Source organism: Thalassospira sp. MCCC 1A02898 (assembly GCF_001618185.1).
Classification (GTDB): Bacteria; Pseudomonadota; Alphaproteobacteria; order Rhodospirillales; family Thalassospiraceae; genus Thalassospira; species Thalassospira tepidiphila.
Map to the genome: position 1 here is coordinate 495,118 of NZ_LPXK01000009.1, position 20,879 is coordinate 515,996.

Consider the following 20,879-nt stretch of genomic DNA (forward strand, 5'->3'; position numbering starts at 1 on the left):
TTATTGTTCCCCCTGCTTTCCGGCGTTCATCACGACGGTATAGAAAACCCAGCAAACCAACAGAATGATCAGGAAGTAGACCAGCGAGAAGGCCGCAGCAGGACCAAGGTCAAACTGACCGACTGCCATCCGGGTCAGGAACTGGCTGAGGAAGGTGGTTGCGTTACCCGGACCGCCACCTGTCAGGACGAACGGTTCGGTATAGATCATGAAGCTGTCCATAAAGCGCAGCAGAACACCGATCACGAGAACCGACTGCATTTTCGGCAGCTGAATAAAGCGGAACACGGCCCAGCGTGATGCACCGTCAATCTTGGCCGCCTGATAATAGGCATCCGGGATAGACCGCAAACCGGCATAGCACAGCAGCACAATCAGGCTGGTCCAGTGCCAGACATCCATCACAAGCACGGTCAGCCAGGCATCCATCGGGTTCTGGGCGTAGTTGTAATCAATGCCCATCAGATTGATGACATAGCCACCAAGACCAATGTCGGCACGGCCAAAGATCTGCCAGATGGTGCCAACCACGTTCCATGGAATAAGCAGCGGCAAGGCAAGCAGCACCATCGATGCCGAAACGCCCCAGCCCTTGCGCGGCAGGGTCAGTGCAACCGCAATGCCGAGCGGAATTTCGATGAACAGCACCGAAAGCGTATAGAAAATCTGACGCAACAGTGCGTCATGCAGGCGGCTGTCGCCCAGAACCTGTTCAAACCATTCGGTGCCGACAAAGAACCGCGTCTGCGGATCGAAAATGTCCTGAACCGAATAGTTCACAACCGTCATCAGCGGAATGATCGCGCTGATGGCGACAATAAAGAACACTGGCAGGACGAGGAACCAGGCCTTGTTGTTGGTAATCTTGTTCATTTCCCCATCCCCCCTTACGCGACCAACTGACTGTCGGCGTAAAGCTTGGTCCATTCCGGCGCAAAGCGCAGAATGCCGGACTGGCCGACAACCTGTTCGTCTTCGCCGAGCTTGACCTTGATTTCAGATGCGCCAAAACGGGTGGTCGCGATCTTGAACTGGCCAAGGTCTTCGACCTTGGTGATGTTGACTTCGATCCCGTCTGATCCCTTGTCGGCATTGCCGGTTTCAAGTGTCAGGAATTCGGGACGAATGCCGAGCTCGAGCTTGCCGGTCTGTTTTGAAACGGCTTCAAGGTGGCGGTCCGAAAGACCGATACGCTGTCCGTCAACCCAGGCCGCACCATCATCAATCTTGCAATCCATGATGTTCATGCCGGGGCTTCCGATGAAGTAACCGACAAAGGTATGGGCCGGATTTTCAAACAGTTCCTGCGGTGTGCCCAGCTGCACGACCTTGCCGCCATACATGACGACAACCTTGTCAGCAAAGGTAAGCGCCTCGACCTGATCATGGGTGACATACACCATGGTCGGGCGCAGCTTGTTGTGAATTTCCTTGAGCTTGCGGCGCAGAACCCATTTCAGATGCGGGTCAATAACGGTCAGCGGTTCGTCAAACAGAATGGCTGAAACATCGTCACGCACCAGACCACGCCCCAGCGAGATCGTCTGTTTTTCATCCGCACCAAGGCCGCGTGCCTTTTGCTTAAGCTTGCCGGTCAGGTCCAGCATCCCGGCAATTTCACGCACACGGGCATCAACGCGTTTTTCATCGATACCGCGATTGCGCAGCGGGAAGGCCAGGTTGTCATAAACCGTCATGGTGTCATAGATCACCGGGAACTGGAAAACCTGTGCGATGTTGCGTTCTTCCGGGGCCAGATTGGTAACATCCTTGCCATCAAACAGGACCTGCCCATGTGACGGGGTCAAAAGACCGGAAATGATGTTCAGCAAAGTCGTCTTGCCGCAACCCGACGGGCCAAGAAGCGCATATGCGCCGCCATCTTCCCAGACATGCTCCATGCGACGCAGGGCATAGTCCTCGTCCGTTTTCGGATCGGGGAAGTAGGAATGCGCAAGGCTTTTAAGATCAATACGTGCCATTTTCTTACTCTTCCCTCACGCCGCTTTGCCGTTTTTGATTTCGACCGGCGGGGCGGCCACGAGCGCACCGTTCGCATCAAAGGCAAACAGGCGTGTCGGATCGACATAGAACTGGGTTGCTTCGCCAAGGCGCGGGTTGTGAACGCCCTCTTCCTGGATCACCCAGGACACATCATTGAAATGGACGTGGACAAAGGTTTCCGAACCGGTGATTTCGGCCAGTTCGACCTGTCCCTGCATCGCGATCGTGTCATCCCCGGTCGGATCAACCGACAGGTGGTTGGCGCGAATGCCAAGGGTGTAATCGCCATTCGACAGGTTCGCCAGATGACCTTTCAGCGGCACCTGATGGCCGCTTTTCATAAAGATCGCACCATCGCGCACTTCGGCCTCAACCAGGTTGATCGGCGGATCGGAAAAGATCAGGCCGGTCTTGACCGAGGCCGGGTTGTGATAAACCTCGGTGGTCGGGCCAAACTGGGTCATCCGGCCTTCATGCATCACCGCGCACTTGCCACCCAGCAGCAATGCTTCCATCGGCTCGGTCGTGGCATAGACAACGATGGTGTCGCGTTCGGCCAATAGGTTGGGGATCTCTTCGCGGAGTTCTTCGCGCAGCTTGTAGTCAAGGTTGACCAGCGGTTCGTCAAGCAGCAGCAATTTGCAATCCTTGACCATGGCGCGTGCCATGGCGGTACGTTGTTGCTGGCCGCCGGAAAGTTCCTGTGGCAGGCGATCAAGCAGATGTTCGATATGCATGAGTTCGGCTGTCGAACGCACACGCTTTTCGATCTCTGCCTTATCAACGCCCTGCAATTTCAGCGGGGATGCGATGTTGTCAAACACGTTCATCGACGGATAGTTGATGAATTGCTGATAGACCATGGCAACATTGCGTTTCTGCACCGCCATACCGGTCACATCGGCATTATCAACAAGGATGCGGCCCTTGGTCGGCGGCTCAAGCCCTGCCATAATCCGCATCAGCGTCGTCTTCCCGGCAAGTGTCCGCCCCAAAAGGACGTTGAACGAGCCCGGTTCGAGCGTCATCGACACATCGTCGATATGGGTCTCCCCACCCACGGTCTTGGTTATGTTTTCAAGCGTAAGGGTCATTTTCCACTGTTTCCTTCGCCCGCTTTCACGGTGTTTTTTGATGTCGGTTCGGTTTTGAACCATTGGACAATGGCATTACGCGTCTCATCCGAAAGGTGCAGCCCCAGTTTGGAGCGGCGCCACAAAATATCATCGGCCGTTCTGGCCCATTCTTGATCCACCAGATAGCGCAATTCGCACTCGTATACGTCGTCACCGAAGTGCTTTCCAAGCCCTTTCAGATCGCTGGCATCGCCAATGATCATATTGGTGAGTGTGCCGTAGTTTTGCACGTAACGGTATAGCTGTGCTTGCGGAATCCAGGGAAACTTCTTGTGCATCGCAGTAAGATAGCGTTCGAAATCCGCATCGGGGATATCACCGCCCGGAAGTGGTTTGTCCGCTGTCCATCTTGTGTCGTTGCTGCCAAGTAGCGGGCAAAGCTTGCTCATCGCTGATTCCGCAAGCTTGCGATAGGTGGTGATTTTGCCGCCATAGATGTTTAGAAGCGGCGCACCATTATCGGCATTTTCGCCCCGGTCAATTTCCAGAACATAGTCGCGGGTTACCTGGGATGCGTCTTCGCTTCCATCGCCATACAGCGGGCGGACACCGGAATAGGCCCAGACAACATCATCGGTGGTGATTTTCTTTTCGAAATAGGTATTGGCAAGTTCGCAGAGATATTTGGTTTCATCTGCGCTGATCGCGACCTTGGCCGGATCGCCTTTGTAATCGCGATCCGTCGTGCCGATCAGGGTGAAGTCCTGCTCATAGGGGATGGCAAAAACAATCCGCCCGTCCGGATTCTGGAAGATATAGCAATAGTCATGGTCAAACAGTTTTGGCACCACAATGTGGCTGCCCTGAACCATGCGAATGCCCTGTTTCTTCTTGGCCTCAACCCGCTTTTCAAGAAGCTCTGCACACCACGGACCTGCGGCATTGACCAGTGATTTGGCCTGAATGGTTTTTTCCGACCCGTCATCGATATTGCGCAGTGTCACGGTCCAAAGGCCATCTTCGCGTTTGGCCGATACACATTCGGTGCGGGTTTCGATATCGGCACCGCGATCGCGGGCATCCATGGCGTTCAGCACCACAAGGCGCGCGTCCTGAACCCAGCAATCGGAATAAACGAACGCCTTGTCCATGCCCTTGACCAGTGGGGCACCGGCCGGGTGGGTGGCAAGTTTGATGCCCTCGGATCCGGGCAGTTTTTCGCGACCGCCAAGATGATCATACAAAAACAGGCCAAGTCGGATCATCCATGCCGGGCGCAGGCCCTTGACGTGGGGCAGGACAAACCGAAGCGGCCAGATGATGTGCGGGGCGGCACGCAAAAGAACTTCGCGCTCAATCAGCGCTTCGCGCACAAGGCGGAATTCATAATGTTCAAGATACCGCAGGCCACCATGGATCAGCTTTGTGCTGGCTGACGAGGTCGCGCTGGCAAGGTCATCTTTTTCACAAAGATAGACGCTGAGCCCACGACCCGATGCGTCACGCGCAATGCCCGTGCCATTGATCCCACCACCAATAATGGCGATGTCATATGTTTTTGGAGTGAGCAACCGATTCCTCCCCAATTGCTCTTATTTGTGACAGCAGTTCTCAACTGCCATTCTGTTCTTTCACAAACGTTACGAACGCCCCAAAATAATTGCAAGCGAAAATTATGGTTGTTTGGAATTTTCGATTATGAACTCGGATCGGCGAATTGTAACACATTGTAATCGAATGGATTTTCCTCTGAGCGATTGCTCAAGTGTGTCGAAAGCTGCGAATATTTCGTTTTTAATCAGGGTATGGCGCGGCCTGAAATCGGTTAAAAATGAAAAAATTTGATGATACGGCTCATGTCGCAAACCATGGATGGGCTGGATTATCTGTGCGCGCCGGGAATAGATCGCTGGACGGCAATGGATCGCAGTTTCTGCCAAAACCGCTGGTGAAACACTGTTTGCATGCAATCTTATGGCAAAGGTTGCTCGTTCCCCGGTTTGCGATTGCTATTGGGCAAATATCTCGCAAAAATGTGGCATCCACCACGGAGCAGACTAGATAAAGACCAGAATGCGATCATGTCGCTCCCAATAATGCTTTCCGGAGGCACTCAAATGATTTCGCTTAAAGACCCCAGTCTTTTCACCCAGCAGGCCTATGTCGGCGGGGAATGGGTCGATGCCCCAGACGGGAAAACAGCCGAGGTAACCAACCCCGCAACCGGGGAAGTGCTTGGCACCGTTCCGGTTCTTGGCCGTGATGAAGTTGCGCATGCCATTGACGTCGCCGAAAAGGCGCAGAAGCTTTGGAAAAGGCGCACCGCCAAGGAGCGCGCGGGCATCCTGATGAAATGGTACGACCTGATGATGGAAAATCAGGACGACCTGGCCGCCCTGATGACGGCAGAGCAGGGCAAACCATTGACCGAGGCCAAGGGCGAGATCGCTTATGGCTCATCCTTCCTGCAGTGGTTTGCCGAAGAAGCCAAACGCGTCTATGGCGACGTCATCCCGACCTTTGCCGAGGGTCGCCGTGTGATGGTTCTGAAAGAACCGATTGGTGTTTGTGCCGCTATCACGCCGTGGAACTTCCCGACCGCGATGATCACCCGCAAAGCCGCCCCGGCCCTGGCCGTTGGCTGTGCGATGGTGGTCAAACCGGCGATGGAAACACCGTATTCCGCCCTTGCCATGGCCATACTGGCCGAACGTGCAGGTCTGCCCAAAGGGCTGTTGTCCATCGTGACCGGTGATGCGCCGGTGATCGGTGCGGAAATGACCGAAAATGCCAAGGTCCGCAAACTGACCTTTACCGGTTCGACCGCGATTGGCCGTTTGTTGATGCGCCAGTGTTCCGATACCGTCAAAAAGGTCAGCTTGGAGCTTGGCGGCAATGCGCCGTTTATCGTCTGTGAAGATGCCGATATTGATGCGGCGGTCGAAGGGGCGATTGCGTCCAAATACCGTAACGCCGGCCAGACCTGTGTCTGTGCCAACCGTCTGTTCGTACATGACGCAATTTATGACGAGTTCGCCGAGAAATACGCCACCAAGGTTGCCAAAATGACCGTCGGCAATGGCGCGGACGAAGGTGTTGTTATCGGCCCGCTGATCACGGAAAAGGCCGTCGAAAAGGTCGAAAGCCAGATTGCCGATGCGGTTGCCAAGGGTGGCCGTATCCTGACGGGCGGTAAGCGTCACGAAAAGGGTGGCTCGTTCTTCCAGCCGACCGTGATTGCCGATGCCACCCGCGAAATGACCGTCTTCCGCGAGGAAACCTTTGGCCCGATGGCACCGCTGATCCGGTTCAAAACCGATGATGAAGTGCTTGAGATGGCCAATGATTCCGAGTTCGGTTTGGCATCCTACTTCTATTCGCGTGACATCAACCGGATCTGGAAGCTGGCCGAGGGCCTCGAAAGCGGGATTGTCGGGGTTAATACCGGCATCATCTCGACCGAGGTGGCGCCGTTTGGTGGCGTCAAACAATCCGGTGTCGGCCGTGAAGGATCGAAATACGGTGTCGAGGACTACCTCGAAGTCAAATATGTCTGCATGGGCGGCGTTGACGAATAACGCTTATCCCCCAGAAGGCATAAAAGAAAAGGGCGCTGCAACTCGCAGCGCCCTTTTGTATTGAAGGCCACAAGGCCCGCACTCAGACATCAAAGATGTTTTTCTTGCGTGCGCCAGAGGCTTCATCCTGTTCGTCCTGCTTGCCGGTAATCGACTGCGACGAGCCGCTTGGCAGTTCGGACTGCAATTCGGTAAACACATCAAACATGTTCGGGTTAAAGGCAATCCGCGCCTGCAACCGGTCGCGGCGCTCATCGGCGGTTTCATCCCCGTCGGCTGATTTGCCAAGTTCGGCCTCGGCCATACTGTTGCCGTTCAGGCGCTGCTCGATGGCGTCGGCAATGACCTTTTCGATGGCCTGGCGATCATCGGCATCCATTTCGGCCAGTTTCTCTTCATCAAGGCCCATACTTTGTAGGATCTTGGCACGCAATTCTTCGATCTTGCGTTCCTCGATTTCCTTTACATAGGTCGTGAAACCATGTTCGCGGATATAGGCCAGCTCGGCATTTTCTTCCTTCTTCTTTTCGGGAAGCGGGACGGTGTTCGATGAAATAGTCTGGCGGAAACTGGCCGCACTTTTGGCGCTTTGTGCGGTGTTGGTGACAGCAGCCAACGTTTCATACAATCCCATCAGAAACCTCCATGGGGAAAAAGATGCCGGTTGAAATTCATTCTTCTGTTTTCGTTGCAAACCCTGTGCCGTGCTTAAGCAGGCACGTTTTTCCCGCCTGTTTGCTCAGCAAGACCGGTTTGAAAATTCCCTTGTAAATCAGGGGTATGAACGCATTGCGCAGAAAAATTTTCGAAAACGAATTGTTTTTTGCCGCGATTTTTTTCTAAATAGAGCGATAAAACCAATGGCATCGTCATGTGGACGGGCCGCAACGCATCAATGTATGCAGGGTCGGATGGCAGGAAACCTGCCGGCTCGGGAGGAAAACAAACATGTCAGAAACGCGCTATATCCTTGCCATCGATCAGGGAACGACAAGCTCACGCGCCATTGTCTTTGATGAAAACGGCCGCTCCGTTTCCGTCGCCCAGCAGGAATTCCCGCAACATTTCCCCAATAGTGGCTGGGTCGAACATGACCCGGAAGACTTGTGGAGCACCGTAGTTGCCGTCTGCAAGGAGGCATTGGCACGGGTTGATATCGCCAAGGTCGCCGCAATCGGCATCACCAACCAGCGTGAAACCACCGTTGTCTGGGATCGCAAGACCGGCAAGGCGATCTATAACGCGATTGTCTGGCAGGATCGCCGCACAGCCGCACTGTGTCATGATCTTAAAAAGCGTGATCCCAAGCTTGAAGAGGCGGTCAATGCCAAGTCCGGCCTTTTGATTGATCCGTATTTCTCGGCAACCAAGGTTGCATGGATCCTTGATCATGTTTCCGGCGCACGTGCTCGCGCTGATCAGGGCGATCTGGCGTTTGGCACGGTCGACAGTTTCCTGTTGTGGCGTCTGACCGGGGGCAAGTCGCATGCGACCGATGCAACCAATGCGGCCCGCACTAACCTGTTTAACATCCGCGAAAATGCCTGGGATGACGAGCTTTGCAAAATCTTCCGCGTGCCGCGCAACATGCTGCCCGATGTCAAGGACTGTGCGGCTGATTTCGGGGTGACCGATGCCGAGCTGTTTGGCGCGGAAATCCCGGTGATGGGCATGGCGGGCGATCAGCAGGCGGCGGCATTCGGTCAGTGCTGCTTTGAGCCCGGCGATATCAAAAGCACCTATGGCACCGGCTGCTTTGTTATCCTCAATACCGGCGATGAGGCCGTGACCTCCCAGCACCGTCTTCTGACCACGGTTGGCTATCGCATCAATGGCAAAACAAGTTACGCCATCGAAGGTGCCATCTTTGTTGCCGGGGCGGCGGTTCAATGGCTGCGCGACGGGCTTGGTATCATCAAGTCCGCGGCCGAAACCGAAGGGCTGGCGAAATCGCTTGATGACAATCATGGCGTTTACCTTGTCCCGGCCTTTACCGGACTTGGCGCACCTTATTGGGACCCGGATGCCCGCGGGGCGATTTTCGGCCTTACCCGTGACACCGGCCCGCGCGAGTTCGTGCGTGCAGCACTTGAAAGCGTTTGTTATCAAACTTTTGATCTGTTCGAAGCCATGGCGGCCGATGGCGTATCGCCCAAGGCGGTTCGGGTTGATGGCGGCATGGTGGCCAATGACTGGATGTGTCAGATGCTTTCTGACGTGTTGGGTATTTCGGTCGAACGCCCCGAAGTCACCGAAACCACAGCACTGGGGGCAGCCTACCTTGCCGGATTACAGGCCGGTATTTACCGCGATCTCGATCATATTTCCGAGAAATGGCACCTCGATGCCAGCTTCGAACCCGACATCGAACCCGGCCGCCGTCAGGGGTTGCTTGATGGCTGGAAAGATGCGGTGAAGCGCGTGCAAACAGCGCCAAGTGACTGATACGCATGGCTGCCTTGCCAATGGAATTGCCGGGCAGGGCTGGTAACACTGCAAAATGATTTGTAGTATCAAAGGACAGCGTCAATGATGCTGTCCTTTCTTTGTGCGTGATCGACGTGGTTTTCCCGATCTGTTGCGCTGTTCTGGGCTTTGATGCTCATTCTCGCCTTTGGGGGAAACATGCTTGATCTGATCGTCGGAAAAGTTGGACCGGTCTTTTTGACGATCCTGTGCGGTTTTCTTCTTACGCACATCAAGATCATCAAGCGCGAAGGCATTCCGTTTCTGGCCAAGCTTGCCATGAATGCCTTTATCCCGGCGATGCTGTTTCAGACCCTGTCGCAATCCGACATCAGCGCGCATTTCGACCTGCGGCTTTGGGGCAGTTATTATTCCGGCGTGCTGTTGAACTTTGCGCTGGTGTTTATAATCGCCAAGCTTTGGCTGAGCGCCAAAACCGATGAAGCAGCCGTCACCGCGATGGGCGGCGTCTTTTCCAACATCGTTCTTCTAGGTATCCCGCTTGTACAGGCGGTCTACGGCGAAGAAGGCCTGGTGCCGCTTTTGATCGTGCTGTCGATCCATCCAGTCACCCTGATGGGGATGACAATTCTGATTGTTGAGGGCAGTCGCGGTGGCGATGGTCATTGGCTGTCCAACGTATTTCGCAGCATCGTGCGTGTGGCCAGAAACCCGATCATTGCGGCGATTGTGCTTGGTGTACTGGCATCGCTTTTTGAAATCCGCATGCCGGAAATGGTCGATGGCACGCTGGAACGGTTCCGCACAGCCGGTCCGACCATTGCGCTTTTGCTGGTCGGTGCCGGGCTTTACGGGCAGTCGGTGCGTGGTAACCTCAGTGCCAGCCTGCTCTGCACCACGGCCAAGATGTTTGTCCAGCCGCTTCTGGTGTTCTCGGTCGGGCATTTCATTTTCGATCTGCCGCCGCTTTGGCTGATGATCGTCACACTAGTGGCAGCCCTGCCAAGCGGGGCCAATGTCGCGATTGTCGCGGGCAGCTATAATGTCTGTATCGATCGATCATCCACGACCATCCTGCTGACCACCATCATCAGCATGCTGACCTTGCCGCTTCTGATCCTGTATGCCGGGCTGCTTTAATTCGGCGTTTGGGCGGTGGTCGTGTTGGCGGCCGTCAGGATACGCTCCATCAGATCGATTTCATCTTCGATCCTTGGCATCAGGGCAGGGCGCTCGCCACTTGTAACTGCACCTGCAAAGACCTTAATCGCAGCCGCCTGACCCTTGTCCTGCCCAAGCCAGTTGCGCAGAACGATCCGGCCATTCACCCGAATCTTCTTCCAGTCAAACAGCCTGGCCGAGAAATTCGGTGCTGTCACCTCAAGCACTTCCTTGGGCTCTCCCCGATTGCCGTGCAAGTAACTGACCTCGCCCATTGACCCATCAGCAAAACGCAGCTGCCAGATGCTGTCACCCGCCGTACGATCAATCCAGTGACAATTGAGCTCAATCAGTTCGCTACAGACCAGGCTTACAATCAGATCAATAAAATGACTGATCTCGCCAATTGTCCACCCGCCCTGATCCGAACGGTTAAGCCAGTGATCGGTTGGAAGCGGCGTGATGCGAACCCGATAGTGAAATTGTTTTACGCCAGTTGGCAACGCTTCGCGCAGTTTCGCTGCCATCGGCGCATAACGCCGATTATGCCCGACCATGAAGATGTGTCGCGGTACGCGGTTAGCGACCTCTCGCAGCAAGTCCAGACCCGCCCGATCAATCGCAATCGGCTTTTCCAGCCAGACATTTTTGCCAGCAAGAATGGACGCGGCGGCCAGCTCAGCATGACTGTCATGGCGCGTGGTGATGATAACGCTGTTGACACTTTGGTCCTCAAGCAACTCATCCGCCCCGCCATACATGCGAAGCCCATCAATCTGCTTTGACAGCGCAACGGCCGCCAACCCGCTTTGAGAACAGCAGGCCGAGATTTCGATCTTCGGATGCTTTTGCAACAGGGGTAACAAACTGCCGCCCAGATAGTTGCCCGCCCCGATCAGTCCGACCCGGACATGGTCACGGGCCGGCACGGAAGTCTGCGCTGACGGAGCAGGGGACTCTAATGGGGCGTTTTCTGCATTTTTATATCGCACCAGTGTCGCCAATTGTGCCGGGTCTGGCCCCTTGGCGAAGTGATCTGCGATGTCCGCAAAATCAATCTCGGATGTGATCAATGGTGTCGGATCAAGGCGGCCATCAGCCATCAAATCAAGGGCTGCCTGCATGTTGCGCTTGATGGTCCAGCGCACATGACCAAGCGGATAATCTTCGCCGCGTTCTTCATAATTGGGATCATATCTCCCCGGCCCATAGGACCGGACCTGCCGAATGGTGATTTCCTTCTCATACAACGTCTTGCGCCGGCCATTCGGCGCGACATCGCCAACGCATATGATTGTGCCCCGGTCACGACAAAGGCGGGCGGCGGCGTCGATCAATCGATGATTTCCCTTGCCCGGCGCACAGATAAATACGCTGTCAAATCTGCTTTGCGGCGCATCGCTTGCCTTGGCGAAACCGACTGCATGGCTTTCGCCCGTTGCAATCTTACGGCGCGAAAGGTCCGGTTCAATCACGGTCACCAACGCCCCCGCGACGTGTGCCGCCTCACTGACAAGCTGACCAATCAAACCCGCCCCGATAACAGCAACCCGATCACCAATCGATGTCTCTCCCTGCCGAAGCGCATGCAAGGCCAAGGCATACAATGTCGCAAACACAGCCTTGCGGTCGGGAACCGCATTCGGAACCGGGCAGGCAAGGTTAACCGAAACCTGATTCCACTCGGCATGATTGGCCTGCCCCATCCCCGCAATCGCAACACGTTGGCCGGCTTTGAGGTCCGTAACATTCTCGCCCGTGGCCTCGATCCGACCCACGGCGCAATAGCCCATCGGCATCGGTAGCCCCAGACGATTGTTGACCCGCGCACGCGTTCTCCCAAAGCCTTCCGATTTCAGATGCTTGACCGTCAGCGCGACCAAATCCGGTCGTTGCCACGCCTTTTGCAACAAGGATGCGTGCGTCTGGTCTGCTTGAGTGAATTCCGTTCCAGGACTGATGACAGAGCAGGCGGTTTTAACAAGGACAGCATTTTTGCCCGGTGCCGGGATGGGGCAATTAGCCAGCGCAAGTTTGCGTTCACCTGGAAAACGCAGCAGGGCCTTCATCGCCGTCATCATCGCCCTCAAGTTTAGTTGGTTGAAAATTATGATGTTGATTAAACCATATGTCGTGCCAACTGGTCGACGCGTTCTTGCAATGATGATTGACGCGAAAGCGCCGCGCGTTTAGCAAGGTGACAGACTTCAATTTGGAACCGCCCATCATGCAACAGACCGTCTCGACCCGGCATTGGCGCGATACAATGCTCGGCATCGCTGCCATTTTGTTTGGCATCTCGGCACCCTTGTTCTTTTTTGGTCGGGCGGCTCTGGGGATTGGTCTTGGATTGTCACTGATCTGTGCGGTTGTGTCTGCTGATCATGGCGAAGCATGGCGCAAAATGCGCCGTGATATCGCAACGCCAATTGGCGGGCTGGTTGTTGCCACACTGATTGTGTTTCTGATTTCGGCAAGCTTTTCTGTTGTGCCAGAGAAATCATTTGGCACGTGGCTTGGACGTTTCGCGATGGTTGCGGGCATCTGGTATTTGATGCGCCTGATCGAACCCAAAGCCAAACTGGCATGGGATGCTTGTATTTATGCCACCTGGATACTTGTTACCTATTGCCTGCTTGCGATTTTGATTCAACCTGAAATCCTGTCGCTTAAAGCGCTACGAGAACCCGATTTCAATTTTGATATTACCCGTCGCCTGAAACCCGTTGGCAGTTTCCTGATCTTTGGCGCGATGATCTTGGTTTTCGATGCGATCGACCGGAAGAAGGCGAGCCGGTTTTTCTCGCTCGCAATTGCCGTCGCGATTTTACCGATCCTCGAGGTTTCCCATGGCAGAGCAAACGTTGCCGCAATGCTGGCTGCGTGCGGCGCGATTGGTTTTTGTGCAGTATTTCTGATCCGTTCGCGTCTGGTGCAAGTGGCTATCGCCGCTGCAATTGGAATATTGGTCGTGATCGCGCTTTCCTGGCTCGGCGACGTGACAGGTAATATGTCCGACCTGCGTGGATTTGAGCCTTATCTGCCGATGTGGCTTGTCGATGTACATCGACAAATGATCTGGCAGTTTACCTTTAGCCATGTCTTTGATCATCCGCTTATCGGCTATGGGATTAACGCGGCACCTTGGGTGCCGGGTGCGAATGAATTGGCGGGTAGTTCAACGCAATCTGTTTTGCCGGGGCATCCCCATAGCTGGTTTATGGAAATCTGGCTGGAAGTTGGCGCCCTTGGATTGGCGGTGGTTGTCTCGCTCGTTTTAATGATCGGACTCACCGGGTTTAAGGATGTGCGCCACAATGGAATTGTTACGGGTGGACTTACATTGATGATGATGGCGGCCTACTGGTTTGCCGGGTTGTTCAATTACTCCTTCTGGACCTCGTGGTGGTTTGGTGTGGTGATGTTGACATTTGCATTGGCATTCCTGCGGCGCGAGCGACTTCTTGCTAAGGACGCCATCGTGAAGCGTCGTAAAACCTTGATCGTCTGTGCTGAAGACTGGTCCTTTGTTTCGCACCGGATCGGTTTGGGGCGGGCAGCATTGGTGCGTGGGGATGAAGTTGTCGTTGCCTGCAACACGGCTGCTGCGACTGAGGGGTTGCGCATGGAAGGTTTTCGCGTGGTCCATGTGCCGATTGCGCGCGGTGGCCTAAGCCCGCTCAAATCACTCAAAACCATTACAGCGTTGGCTTGCCTGATCCGGCGAGAAAATCCCGATATTATCGTCAATGTGGCGATCCAGTGCGTGGTTCTATCTTCATTTGCGGGGCTGCTGGTCGGTGCAAAGCGTTCGGTTAACATGGTCACCGGTCTTGGCTTCCTGTTTGTCTCAGATGGGGCAAAAACAAAGATCGTGCGTCAGATCGTTTCATTGTTGCTGCGCTTTTATGCACTCTGCCCATCGATCCGGGTAATCGTACAGAATGCAGATGACTATGCCTTGATGAAGAAGCTTGGCTTTAAGGAAAGGCGTCTGGCACTGATCCGTGGATCCGGTGTTGATATCTCCGCCTTTAGCCCGGCAGGCGAGAAAACGTCCGAGCCCAAATCAGCGATTTTTGTTGCACGCATGCTCTGGTCCAAGGGGCTTGCTGAACTGATTGAGGCGGCGCGCGCCCTGAAATCTCGTGATCGCAACTATCGCATTGTTTTGGTCGGTGACGTAGATCCGGCCAATCCCGATAGCGCCCGCGAGGAAGATTTGCAAAGCTGGCAGTCGGAAGGCCTGGTTGAATGGTTGGGCAAACGATCAGACATCGGCGAACTCCTGCGTGAGTCCGATCTTGCAGTATTGCCGTCCTGGCGCGAAGGCCTGCCGAAGTCCTTGCTTGAGGCGGCTGCAAGCGGACTTGCTATGGTGGCAACAGACGTGCCCGGTTGTCGAGAGATCGTGCGCCATGGCGAGAACGGAATTCTTGTTCCTTTGCGTGACAGCACAGCACTTGCCGATGCGATCGAAGAACTGATGGAAGACGACACTCGGCGGAAGGCCTATGGCAAGGCTGCCCGAGAGCTAGTAGAGCGCGACCTTTGCGATAGCGTCATCATTGCCCAGACCCTTGCCTTCATGACAGGTGATGAGGCCATGGAGGCAAATCATCTAGCAACGGCGACTGCAACAGCTTGAAGAGCCTTGGCTGTCCGTGTCAGATTTATCGCATCGAAAGGGTCCGAAAACGGACCCTTTTTCTTTTCGAAAAAATCCCGTTGCATCGTGATTTTTAGTTTTGTATACAATATACATGAATTGAATGCGGTCGCCGTTGATCGGGGCTGTGATGCTTAAAGGCGCCGGTATGTTGCCGTGCTGCCATATCAGGAGGTTTCTTTCCATGCAGGTAAACTGGACTGGCGTTTTCCCCGCCGTTGCCACCCAGATGAACGAAGACGGTTCGATTGATTTCGATATGACCGCCAAACAGATCGAAGACCTGATTACTGCCGGTGTTGATGGCCTTGTCATGTTGGGCTCGGTTGGTGAAAACACCGCCCTTGAGCCGGACGAAAAAATCGCTGTTCTGAAGCTCGCCGTCGAAGTCACCAACGGCCGCATCCCGGTCCTGTCTGGTGTCGCCGAAAATTCGACCCGTGCGGCCATCCGCTATGTGCAGGAATGTGAAAAGCTCGGTGCTGATGGCCTGATGCTTCTGCCCGGTATGGTCTATACCGCCGATCCGCGCGAGAATATCGAACATTTCCGCACGGTGGCGGGCGCGACCAAGCTGCCGATCATGATCTATAACAACCCGGGTGCCTATCGCATCGACATCAAGCCCGAAGAGTTCAACCAGCTTGCCGATGTCAAAAACCTTGTTGCGATCAAGGAAAGCTCGGGCGATCCGCGTCGTATTACCGACATCTATAATGCCTGCGGCGATCGTTTCGTTCTGTTCTGCGGCATGGATGACCTTGTCATGGAAACGCAGGTTCTCGGTGCCGTTGGCTGGATTTCCGGCTTCACCGATGCCTTCCCGAAGGAATCGGTCGCGCTCTGGAAGCTGCTGTCTGAAGGCAAATACACCGAAGCGCTTGAAATCTACCGCTGGTTCACCCCGGTTCTGCACATGGATGTCCATGCCAAGCTGGTTCAGTACATCAAGCTTGCTCAGGAAATGACCGGCGTTGGCAAACCGCACGTTCGCGCACCGCGTCTGCCGCTGGTCGGTGAAGAGCTTGAAACCATCAAGGCGACCATCCAAAAAGCCATCGATACCCGCCCGTCGCTTTGATCGGCAGTCCTTTGCAATCAGGATGCGTACCCGCAAAACCGTGATTGCATTGAGACGGTATTTGATGAAACAGTGAGCTCCTCCGCCTATCTCGCGGGGGAGCTTCCTGCTATCTGTTTGCTGCTCAGAAGCGCCCAAATACGCATCGTCGAAATTCGAGAGGCCCCAAAATGACATCAGCCAAAACCACCACGCCATCCGATACCGCCGCCGGTCAAAAGGTTGTTGTGATTGGTGCGGGTATTGTCGGGGCCAATGTCGGGTTGGCGCTACTTGATAAGGGCTATGACGTCACAATTCTTGATCGCGGCGAACCGGGCATGGGCGCGTCCTTTGGCAATGCTGGCGGCATTGCGGTTTCCGAATGCGCGCCGGTTGCGATGCCGGGCGTGCTTAAAAACGTTCCCGGTTGGTTGATGGACCCGTTGGGCCCGCTTTCGGTGCGCTGGGGCTATTTGCCGAAAATGATGCCCTGGTTGTTGATGTTTCTGGCATCCAGCAGAAAGCAACGGGTCGAACAGATCGCAACCAATATGGCGACCTTGCTCAACCGCGCATGGGATGATTACGACCCGGTGCTTAAGGAAGCTGGCCTTACGGATGCGGTTTTCAAAAAACACGGCGCGATGGCGGTGTATCGCAGCAATGCATCCCGTCAGGCGGCCGAATATGCCATTGATCTGCGTCGGCGTAACGGCATAAAGCTGCGCGACCTGACCCGTGATGAAGTGCGCGATATCGAGCCCGATCTGGCGCCGATCTTTGCCTGCGGCGTGATGGAAGAAGACTGGGGCCATGTCCTTGATCCGTTCAAAATCACCACCGGCATTTTCAAGCATTTCCTCGATCGTGGCGGCAAGTTCCAGACCGCCGATGTGACCAATTTTGTCTTCCGCGATGGCAAACCGCGTGCCGCCACCACCGATGCTGGGGACATGATCACGTTTGATCATGTGGTTGTCGCCTGCGGTGCCTGGTCAAAGACGCTGGCCAAGCGGCTGGGCTTGCCGGTTCCGCTTGATACCGAACGCGGCTACAACACCACCGTGCCTTATCACGATGCCAAACTGTCGCGCATGATTGTCTGTGCTGATGACAGCTTTGTTTTAAGTCCGCTTGAAATGGGCATTCGCGTCGGTGGGGCGGTCGAACTTGGGGGCCTTCTGGCGGCACCAAATTACGAACGTGCCAAGGCCCTGTTTGCCAAGGGCAAGGAAGTCCTGCCCAAACTGAATGCCGAGGGCGGTACCGAATGGATGGGCTTCCGTCCTTCTATGCCGGATTCAACCCCGGTCATTTCCAAAAGCCCGCATCATGCCAATGCTTATTTTGCCTTTGGGCATGGGCATCTGGGCTTAACACTTGGGGCGACGACCGGGCGTCTGGTTGCCGATCTGATGGCAACGGGCAAAACGCCGGTCGACATGACCCCGTATCGCATTAATCGTTTCTCTCGTTTCTATAGCATCTAGGGCCCCCTCCATGGCGAAAAGCAGTTTCTTTTGTGTCGACGGTCATACCTGCGGCAACCCGGTGCGTCTGGTTGCCGGCGGTGGTCCCAAGCTTGACGGTGCGACCATGCTTGAAAAGCGTGCGCATTTTCTTCGTGAGTATGACTGGATCCGTACCGGGCTGATGTTTGAGCCACGCGGTCATGATGTCATGTCGGGATCGATCCTCTATGACCCGATCTCGGATGACTATGACGTCGCCGTGCTGTTTATCGAAACGTCTGGCTGCCTGCCGATGTGCGGTCATGGCACGATTGGCACCGTGACGATGGCGATCGAGGAAGGCCTTGTAAAACCCAAAATCCCCGGTCGTCTGCGCCTTGAAACACCGGCGGGGCTCGTCATTGCCGAATATAATCAGGTTGGCGATTACGTTGAATCGGTCAAGCTCACCAACGTGCCGTCGTTCCTTTATAAAACCGATATCGAAGTCGATTGCCCGGATCTTGGTCCGATCAAGGTGGATGTTGCCTATGGCGGTAATTTCTATGCGATTGTCGAACCGCAGGAAAACTACCGCGACATGGCCGATTTCTCGGCCGGTGACCTGCAACGCATCAGCCCGGAACTCCGCCATCGTCTGAACGAACAGAACGAATTTGTGCATCCGCTTTATCCCGATATCAAGGGCCTGTCGCACATCCAGTGGACCGGCAAGCCGACCCAACCCGACAGCACGCATCGCAATGCGGTGTTCTATGGTGACAAGGGTATTGATCGCTCGCCCTGCGGGACCGGCTCCTCGGCCCGGCTCGCCCAACTGGTCGCCAAGGGGCAGTGGGATCCCGAACATGAGTTGGTCCATGAAAGCATTATCGGATCACAGTTCCGGGTGTCGGTGGTCGAGAAAACCAAGGTCGGCGAATTTGATGCCGTCGTGCCGGGGATCGAAGGCTGGGCGCGCAAGCATGGCTACAACACCATCTTCATTGATGACCGCGATCCCTATGCCCATGGCTTCATTGTCAAATAGGCAAAGTGCTGTCGATCACACCAAGGGGGCTTCATGCCCCCTTTGTCGTATATCGGCGAAGTTTGGCTGCTAATACAGTAGGCAATTGTATTGCGACTTGTTTGACCCAACGCTATGAATAGCAAAACTGACAGATTCTGTCGGATGGAATTTTGCCCGATTGATCAGCATGCCATGTCGCGTCGGGGTAACACCATAAAAGAGCTGAAATGACCGCATCACCGCGATTTACCCGCCGTACCATCACCGATCAGGTGACCGAAGATCTTCGTGCACGTATTCTGACCGGCGATTTCCCTGCCGGATATCAATTGCGACAGGATGCCATCGCGGGTGAATATAATGTCTCGCGCATTCCGGTCCGCGAAGCCTTGCAGCGCCTTGATGCCGAAGGGCTCGTCTCGTTCCAGCCGCACAAGGGCGCGATTGTCTCGCAGCTCTCGCTTGACGAGATCGAGGAATTGTTTGAAGTCCGCAAGCTGCTTGAATGTGATCTTCTGCGTCATGCCGTCCCGCGCCTGACCCCGGCGGACCTCAAATCGGTCGAAGATATCCTGATGGTCTATGACGAAGCGTTCCGATCCGGCGATGTTTCGAAGTGGGGGGAGCTTAATCGCGAATTCCACGACCGGCTTTATCGCGCATCGAACCGTCCCAAGACGCTCGAGATTGTCCGCATGATCGGCAACAACACCGTGCGCTTTACCCAGGCACAGCTGGCCCTTTCCGGCGCAACCGACCGGGCCGAGCGTGAACACCATCAGATATTTGACGCCTGCAAGGCCGGGAATGTCGAAGAAGCCGTCGAGCTTCTCGCCAATCACATTCAAAGTTCTGCCGACAGCCTGATGGACTGCCTGCGCAAGGCGCGTGAATAGGCGAACCAAGTCTGACCAAGTCCGAAACGAAAAAAGGGATGCTGATGGCATCCCTTTTCTGTTTCTGTCTTGTTGAACTCAGCCAACAATAAAGCCGCGCCCGATTACATCATCCTCTTCAAGCCAGAAACTGGCCTTGCCACTGTAATGCGCCTTGCCCGTGACCGAGGCGATGATGGCTTCATGCGGGCCACAGCTGGTTGTGGCTTCAACCGATCCTTCAAAGCGCGATCCGATCACGCTTTCAAATAGGCGCACCTGTCCCGGTGCAATCAGTCCCTTGGCGTGCTGAATGGCAAGGCGGGCACTGACGCCGGACCCGGTCGGGCTGCGGTCGACCTGATTTTTGGCAAACACACATATATTACGTGTGGCGGATCCCTCAAACGCATCGCGCCCGTCGGTCAGGATCGCACCATATAAAAAGGCCAGATCATCATGATCGGGATGGGACAGCGTTACGCTGTCATTCACTGCTTGGCAAATCGCCTCCGCCAGCTGTGTCAGTTGGCGGGCATTTTCCGGCGTGATGGCAATATCAAATTGCCCGGCATCCAGAATGGCATAAAACGCGCCGCCATATCCGACATCGGTTTCAAACGGCGTTCCGTCGGCAAGGCGTAAGGAGACATCACTGGCAAACATAAACGATGGCACCGATGAAAACCGGACCTTGCCGGTTTTACCCTCATGCACCTCGACCTCGGCACGCACCAGGCCACATGGGCATTCAATATTGACGGTGGTGATCGGCTCGACCGCTTTGACCAGACCATAATCAATCGCATAGCGACCAAGCGCCAGAATCGCATGGCCGCACATGGTCGAATATCCTTCATTATGAATGAACAGAACCGCAAGGTCGGCATCGGGCAGGCTGGGCGCAACCAGGATCGCGCCATACATGTCGTAATGACCGCGCGGCTCGAACATCAAAAAGCGGCGCAGATGATCAAGGTGGTCTTTGGCATAGCGGCGCTTGGCCAGAATGTCTTCGCCGGGAATTTCGGGATAACCGGACGAAATGATTCGCAGCGGCTCACCCCCGGTATGCATGTCGATCACCTCAATCGGAGCTGATTGATGGGGGTAAGAGCGCATGATTTCCGAATCACTTTGCGATCTCGGGGGTGTTTTATCGTCTTGCATGGGCATTGATCCGGATTATTTGTCGCTTTTGGCGCGGGTGATTCTGTGGCGGGTGAAAACTTGCGCGAACATCTTATCGGCATTATCGCGCAGAGCAATCGAAGCGACCTCCGATTTTCGGGTTTTGGGCCCCTTGCAGGTCATAAAAGTGAAACCTATATATGGTTTCGCGCAAAAATTTTGCGTAACGACATTTCTGTCATTTTTTTGCAAAAAGGTGTTTGACAGTTTTGGGAGTGGGGCCTATAACCCGCCTCCACCGACGGGGTGCGGCGCCAACGAGACGGCGACGCGGACTGAGCGGTTCGGGGCTTCGGTCCTAGAGTTCTTTGACATTGTAGATCAGAAGGAAGGGATGCGCGGGCAGCGTTA

At 55.0% G+C, this 20,879-nt stretch carries 17 protein-coding genes; 9 read left to right on the plus strand and 8 right to left on the minus strand.

The features are described from left to right. From AUQ41_RS08995 to glpD, 4 genes are read right to left on the minus strand one after another with little or no spacing between them, the layout of a single operon-like run. Nucleotides 1–873, minus strand: coding sequence for a carbohydrate ABC transporter permease (locus AUQ41_RS08995; RefSeq protein WP_008890109.1), 873 nt, complete (start codon nucleotides 871–873; stop codon nucleotides 1–3). Between the two features lie 14 nt (nucleotides 874–887). Then, nucleotides 888–1,982 carry an ABC transporter ATP-binding protein gene (locus tag AUQ41_RS09000; RefSeq protein ID WP_063087966.1) on the minus strand — a complete coding sequence of 365 codons (1,095 nt, stop codon included), beginning with the start codon at nucleotides 1,980–1,982 and terminating at the stop codon, nucleotides 888–890. Between the two features lie 15 nt (nucleotides 1,983–1,997). Next, nucleotides 1,998–3,098: an ABC transporter ATP-binding protein gene (locus AUQ41_RS09005; RefSeq protein ID WP_063087968.1), complete on the minus strand. Its 1,101-nt coding sequence runs from the start codon at nucleotides 3,096–3,098 to the stop codon at nucleotides 1,998–2,000. Continuing rightward, nucleotides 3,095–4,651 carry a glycerol-3-phosphate dehydrogenase gene (gene glpD / locus AUQ41_RS09010; RefSeq protein ID WP_063087970.1) on the minus strand — a complete coding sequence of 519 codons (1,557 nt, stop codon included), beginning with the start codon at nucleotides 4,649–4,651 and terminating at the stop codon, nucleotides 3,095–3,097. The genes AUQ41_RS09005 and glpD overlap by 4 nt, the downstream gene beginning before the upstream one ends. Nucleotides 4,652–5,197: 546 nt before the next feature. On the opposite strand from glpD, the gene AUQ41_RS09015 reads away from it, so the two are divergent. Further along, nucleotides 5,198–6,658, plus strand: a complete 1,461-nt coding sequence (locus AUQ41_RS09015; RefSeq protein ID WP_063087972.1) for an NAD-dependent succinate-semialdehyde dehydrogenase — start codon at nucleotides 5,198–5,200, stop codon at nucleotides 6,656–6,658. Between the two features lie 82 nt (nucleotides 6,659–6,740). Here the strand turns inward: AUQ41_RS09015 and AUQ41_RS09020 are convergent, their stop codons facing one another. Together AUQ41_RS09020 and AUQ41_RS20690 are read right to left on the minus strand one after the other, a co-directional pair. Then, nucleotides 6,741–7,292 (minus strand): hypothetical protein, encoded by a 552-nt coding sequence (locus tag AUQ41_RS09020; RefSeq protein ID WP_008890099.1) that lies wholly within the window; start codon nucleotides 7,290–7,292, stop codon nucleotides 6,741–6,743. A 74-nt stretch (nucleotides 7,293–7,366) separates the two neighbouring features. After that, nucleotides 7,367–7,531, minus strand: a complete 165-nt coding sequence (locus tag AUQ41_RS20690; protein WP_157092642.1) for a hypothetical protein — start codon at nucleotides 7,529–7,531, stop codon at nucleotides 7,367–7,369. Nucleotides 7,532–7,606: 75 nt separating this feature from the next. Between AUQ41_RS20690 and glpK the strand changes: the two genes are divergently transcribed. Then, the gene (gene glpK / locus AUQ41_RS09025) at nucleotides 7,607–9,103 is read left to right on the plus strand and encodes a glycerol kinase GlpK (protein WP_063087974.1); all 1,497 of its coding nucleotides are present in this window, start codon (nucleotides 7,607–7,609) and stop codon (nucleotides 9,101–9,103) included. A 180-nt stretch (nucleotides 9,104–9,283) separates the two neighbouring features. Beyond that, nucleotides 9,284–10,225 (plus strand): AEC family transporter, encoded by a 942-nt coding sequence (locus tag AUQ41_RS09030; RefSeq protein ID WP_063087976.1) that lies wholly within the window; start codon nucleotides 9,284–9,286, stop codon nucleotides 10,223–10,225. Here the strand turns inward: AUQ41_RS09030 and AUQ41_RS09035 are convergent. Next, nucleotides 10,222–12,315, minus strand: a complete 2,094-nt coding sequence (locus tag AUQ41_RS09035; RefSeq protein ID WP_168173414.1) for a bi-domain-containing oxidoreductase — start codon at nucleotides 12,313–12,315, stop codon at nucleotides 10,222–10,224. The two genes, AUQ41_RS09030 and AUQ41_RS09035, sit on opposite strands and share 4 nt — an antisense overlap. 158 nt (nucleotides 12,316–12,473) lie before the next feature. Between AUQ41_RS09035 and AUQ41_RS09040 the strand changes: the two genes are divergently transcribed. The 5 genes from AUQ41_RS09040 (at nucleotide 12,474) to AUQ41_RS09060 (ending at nucleotide 19,358) form a co-directional block, all read left to right on the plus strand. Next, nucleotides 12,474–14,894 carry a glycosyltransferase gene (locus AUQ41_RS09040; RefSeq protein WP_083952804.1) on the plus strand — a complete coding sequence of 807 codons (2,421 nt, stop codon included), beginning with the start codon at nucleotides 12,474–12,476 and terminating at the stop codon, nucleotides 14,892–14,894. A 205-nt stretch (nucleotides 14,895–15,099) separates the two neighbouring features. Then, complete coding sequence (locus AUQ41_RS09045) at nucleotides 15,100–15,996, plus strand: dihydrodipicolinate synthase family protein (protein WP_063087982.1); 897 nt, start codon at nucleotides 15,100–15,102, stop codon at nucleotides 15,994–15,996. A 170-nt stretch (nucleotides 15,997–16,166) separates the two neighbouring features. Next, nucleotides 16,167–17,468 carry an FAD-binding oxidoreductase gene (locus tag AUQ41_RS09050; RefSeq protein ID WP_063087984.1) on the plus strand — a complete coding sequence of 434 codons (1,302 nt, stop codon included), beginning with the start codon at nucleotides 16,167–16,169 and terminating at the stop codon, nucleotides 17,466–17,468. 10 nt (nucleotides 17,469–17,478) lie between these two features. Then, nucleotides 17,479–18,480, plus strand: a complete 1,002-nt coding sequence (locus tag AUQ41_RS09055) for a 4-hydroxyproline epimerase (protein ID WP_063087986.1) — start codon at nucleotides 17,479–17,481, stop codon at nucleotides 18,478–18,480. 209 nt (nucleotides 18,481–18,689) lie between these two features. Then, nucleotides 18,690–19,358 carry a GntR family transcriptional regulator gene (locus tag AUQ41_RS09060; protein ID WP_008890092.1) on the plus strand — a complete coding sequence of 223 codons (669 nt, stop codon included), beginning with the start codon at nucleotides 18,690–18,692 and terminating at the stop codon, nucleotides 19,356–19,358. 78 nt (nucleotides 19,359–19,436) lie between these two features. Here the strand turns inward: AUQ41_RS09060 and AUQ41_RS09065 are convergent, their stop codons facing one another. After that, a complete protein-coding gene (locus tag AUQ41_RS09065) occupies nucleotides 19,437–20,459 on the minus strand; it encodes a proline racemase family protein (protein ID WP_063088054.1) in 1,023 nt (340 codons plus the stop codon). Between AUQ41_RS09065 and AUQ41_RS21170 the strand changes: the two genes are divergently transcribed. Then, the coding region (locus AUQ41_RS21170; RefSeq protein ID WP_232308346.1) for a hypothetical protein at nucleotides 20,458–20,879 on the plus strand (422 nt) is incomplete at its 3' end. The genes AUQ41_RS09065 and AUQ41_RS21170 overlap by 2 nt on opposite strands.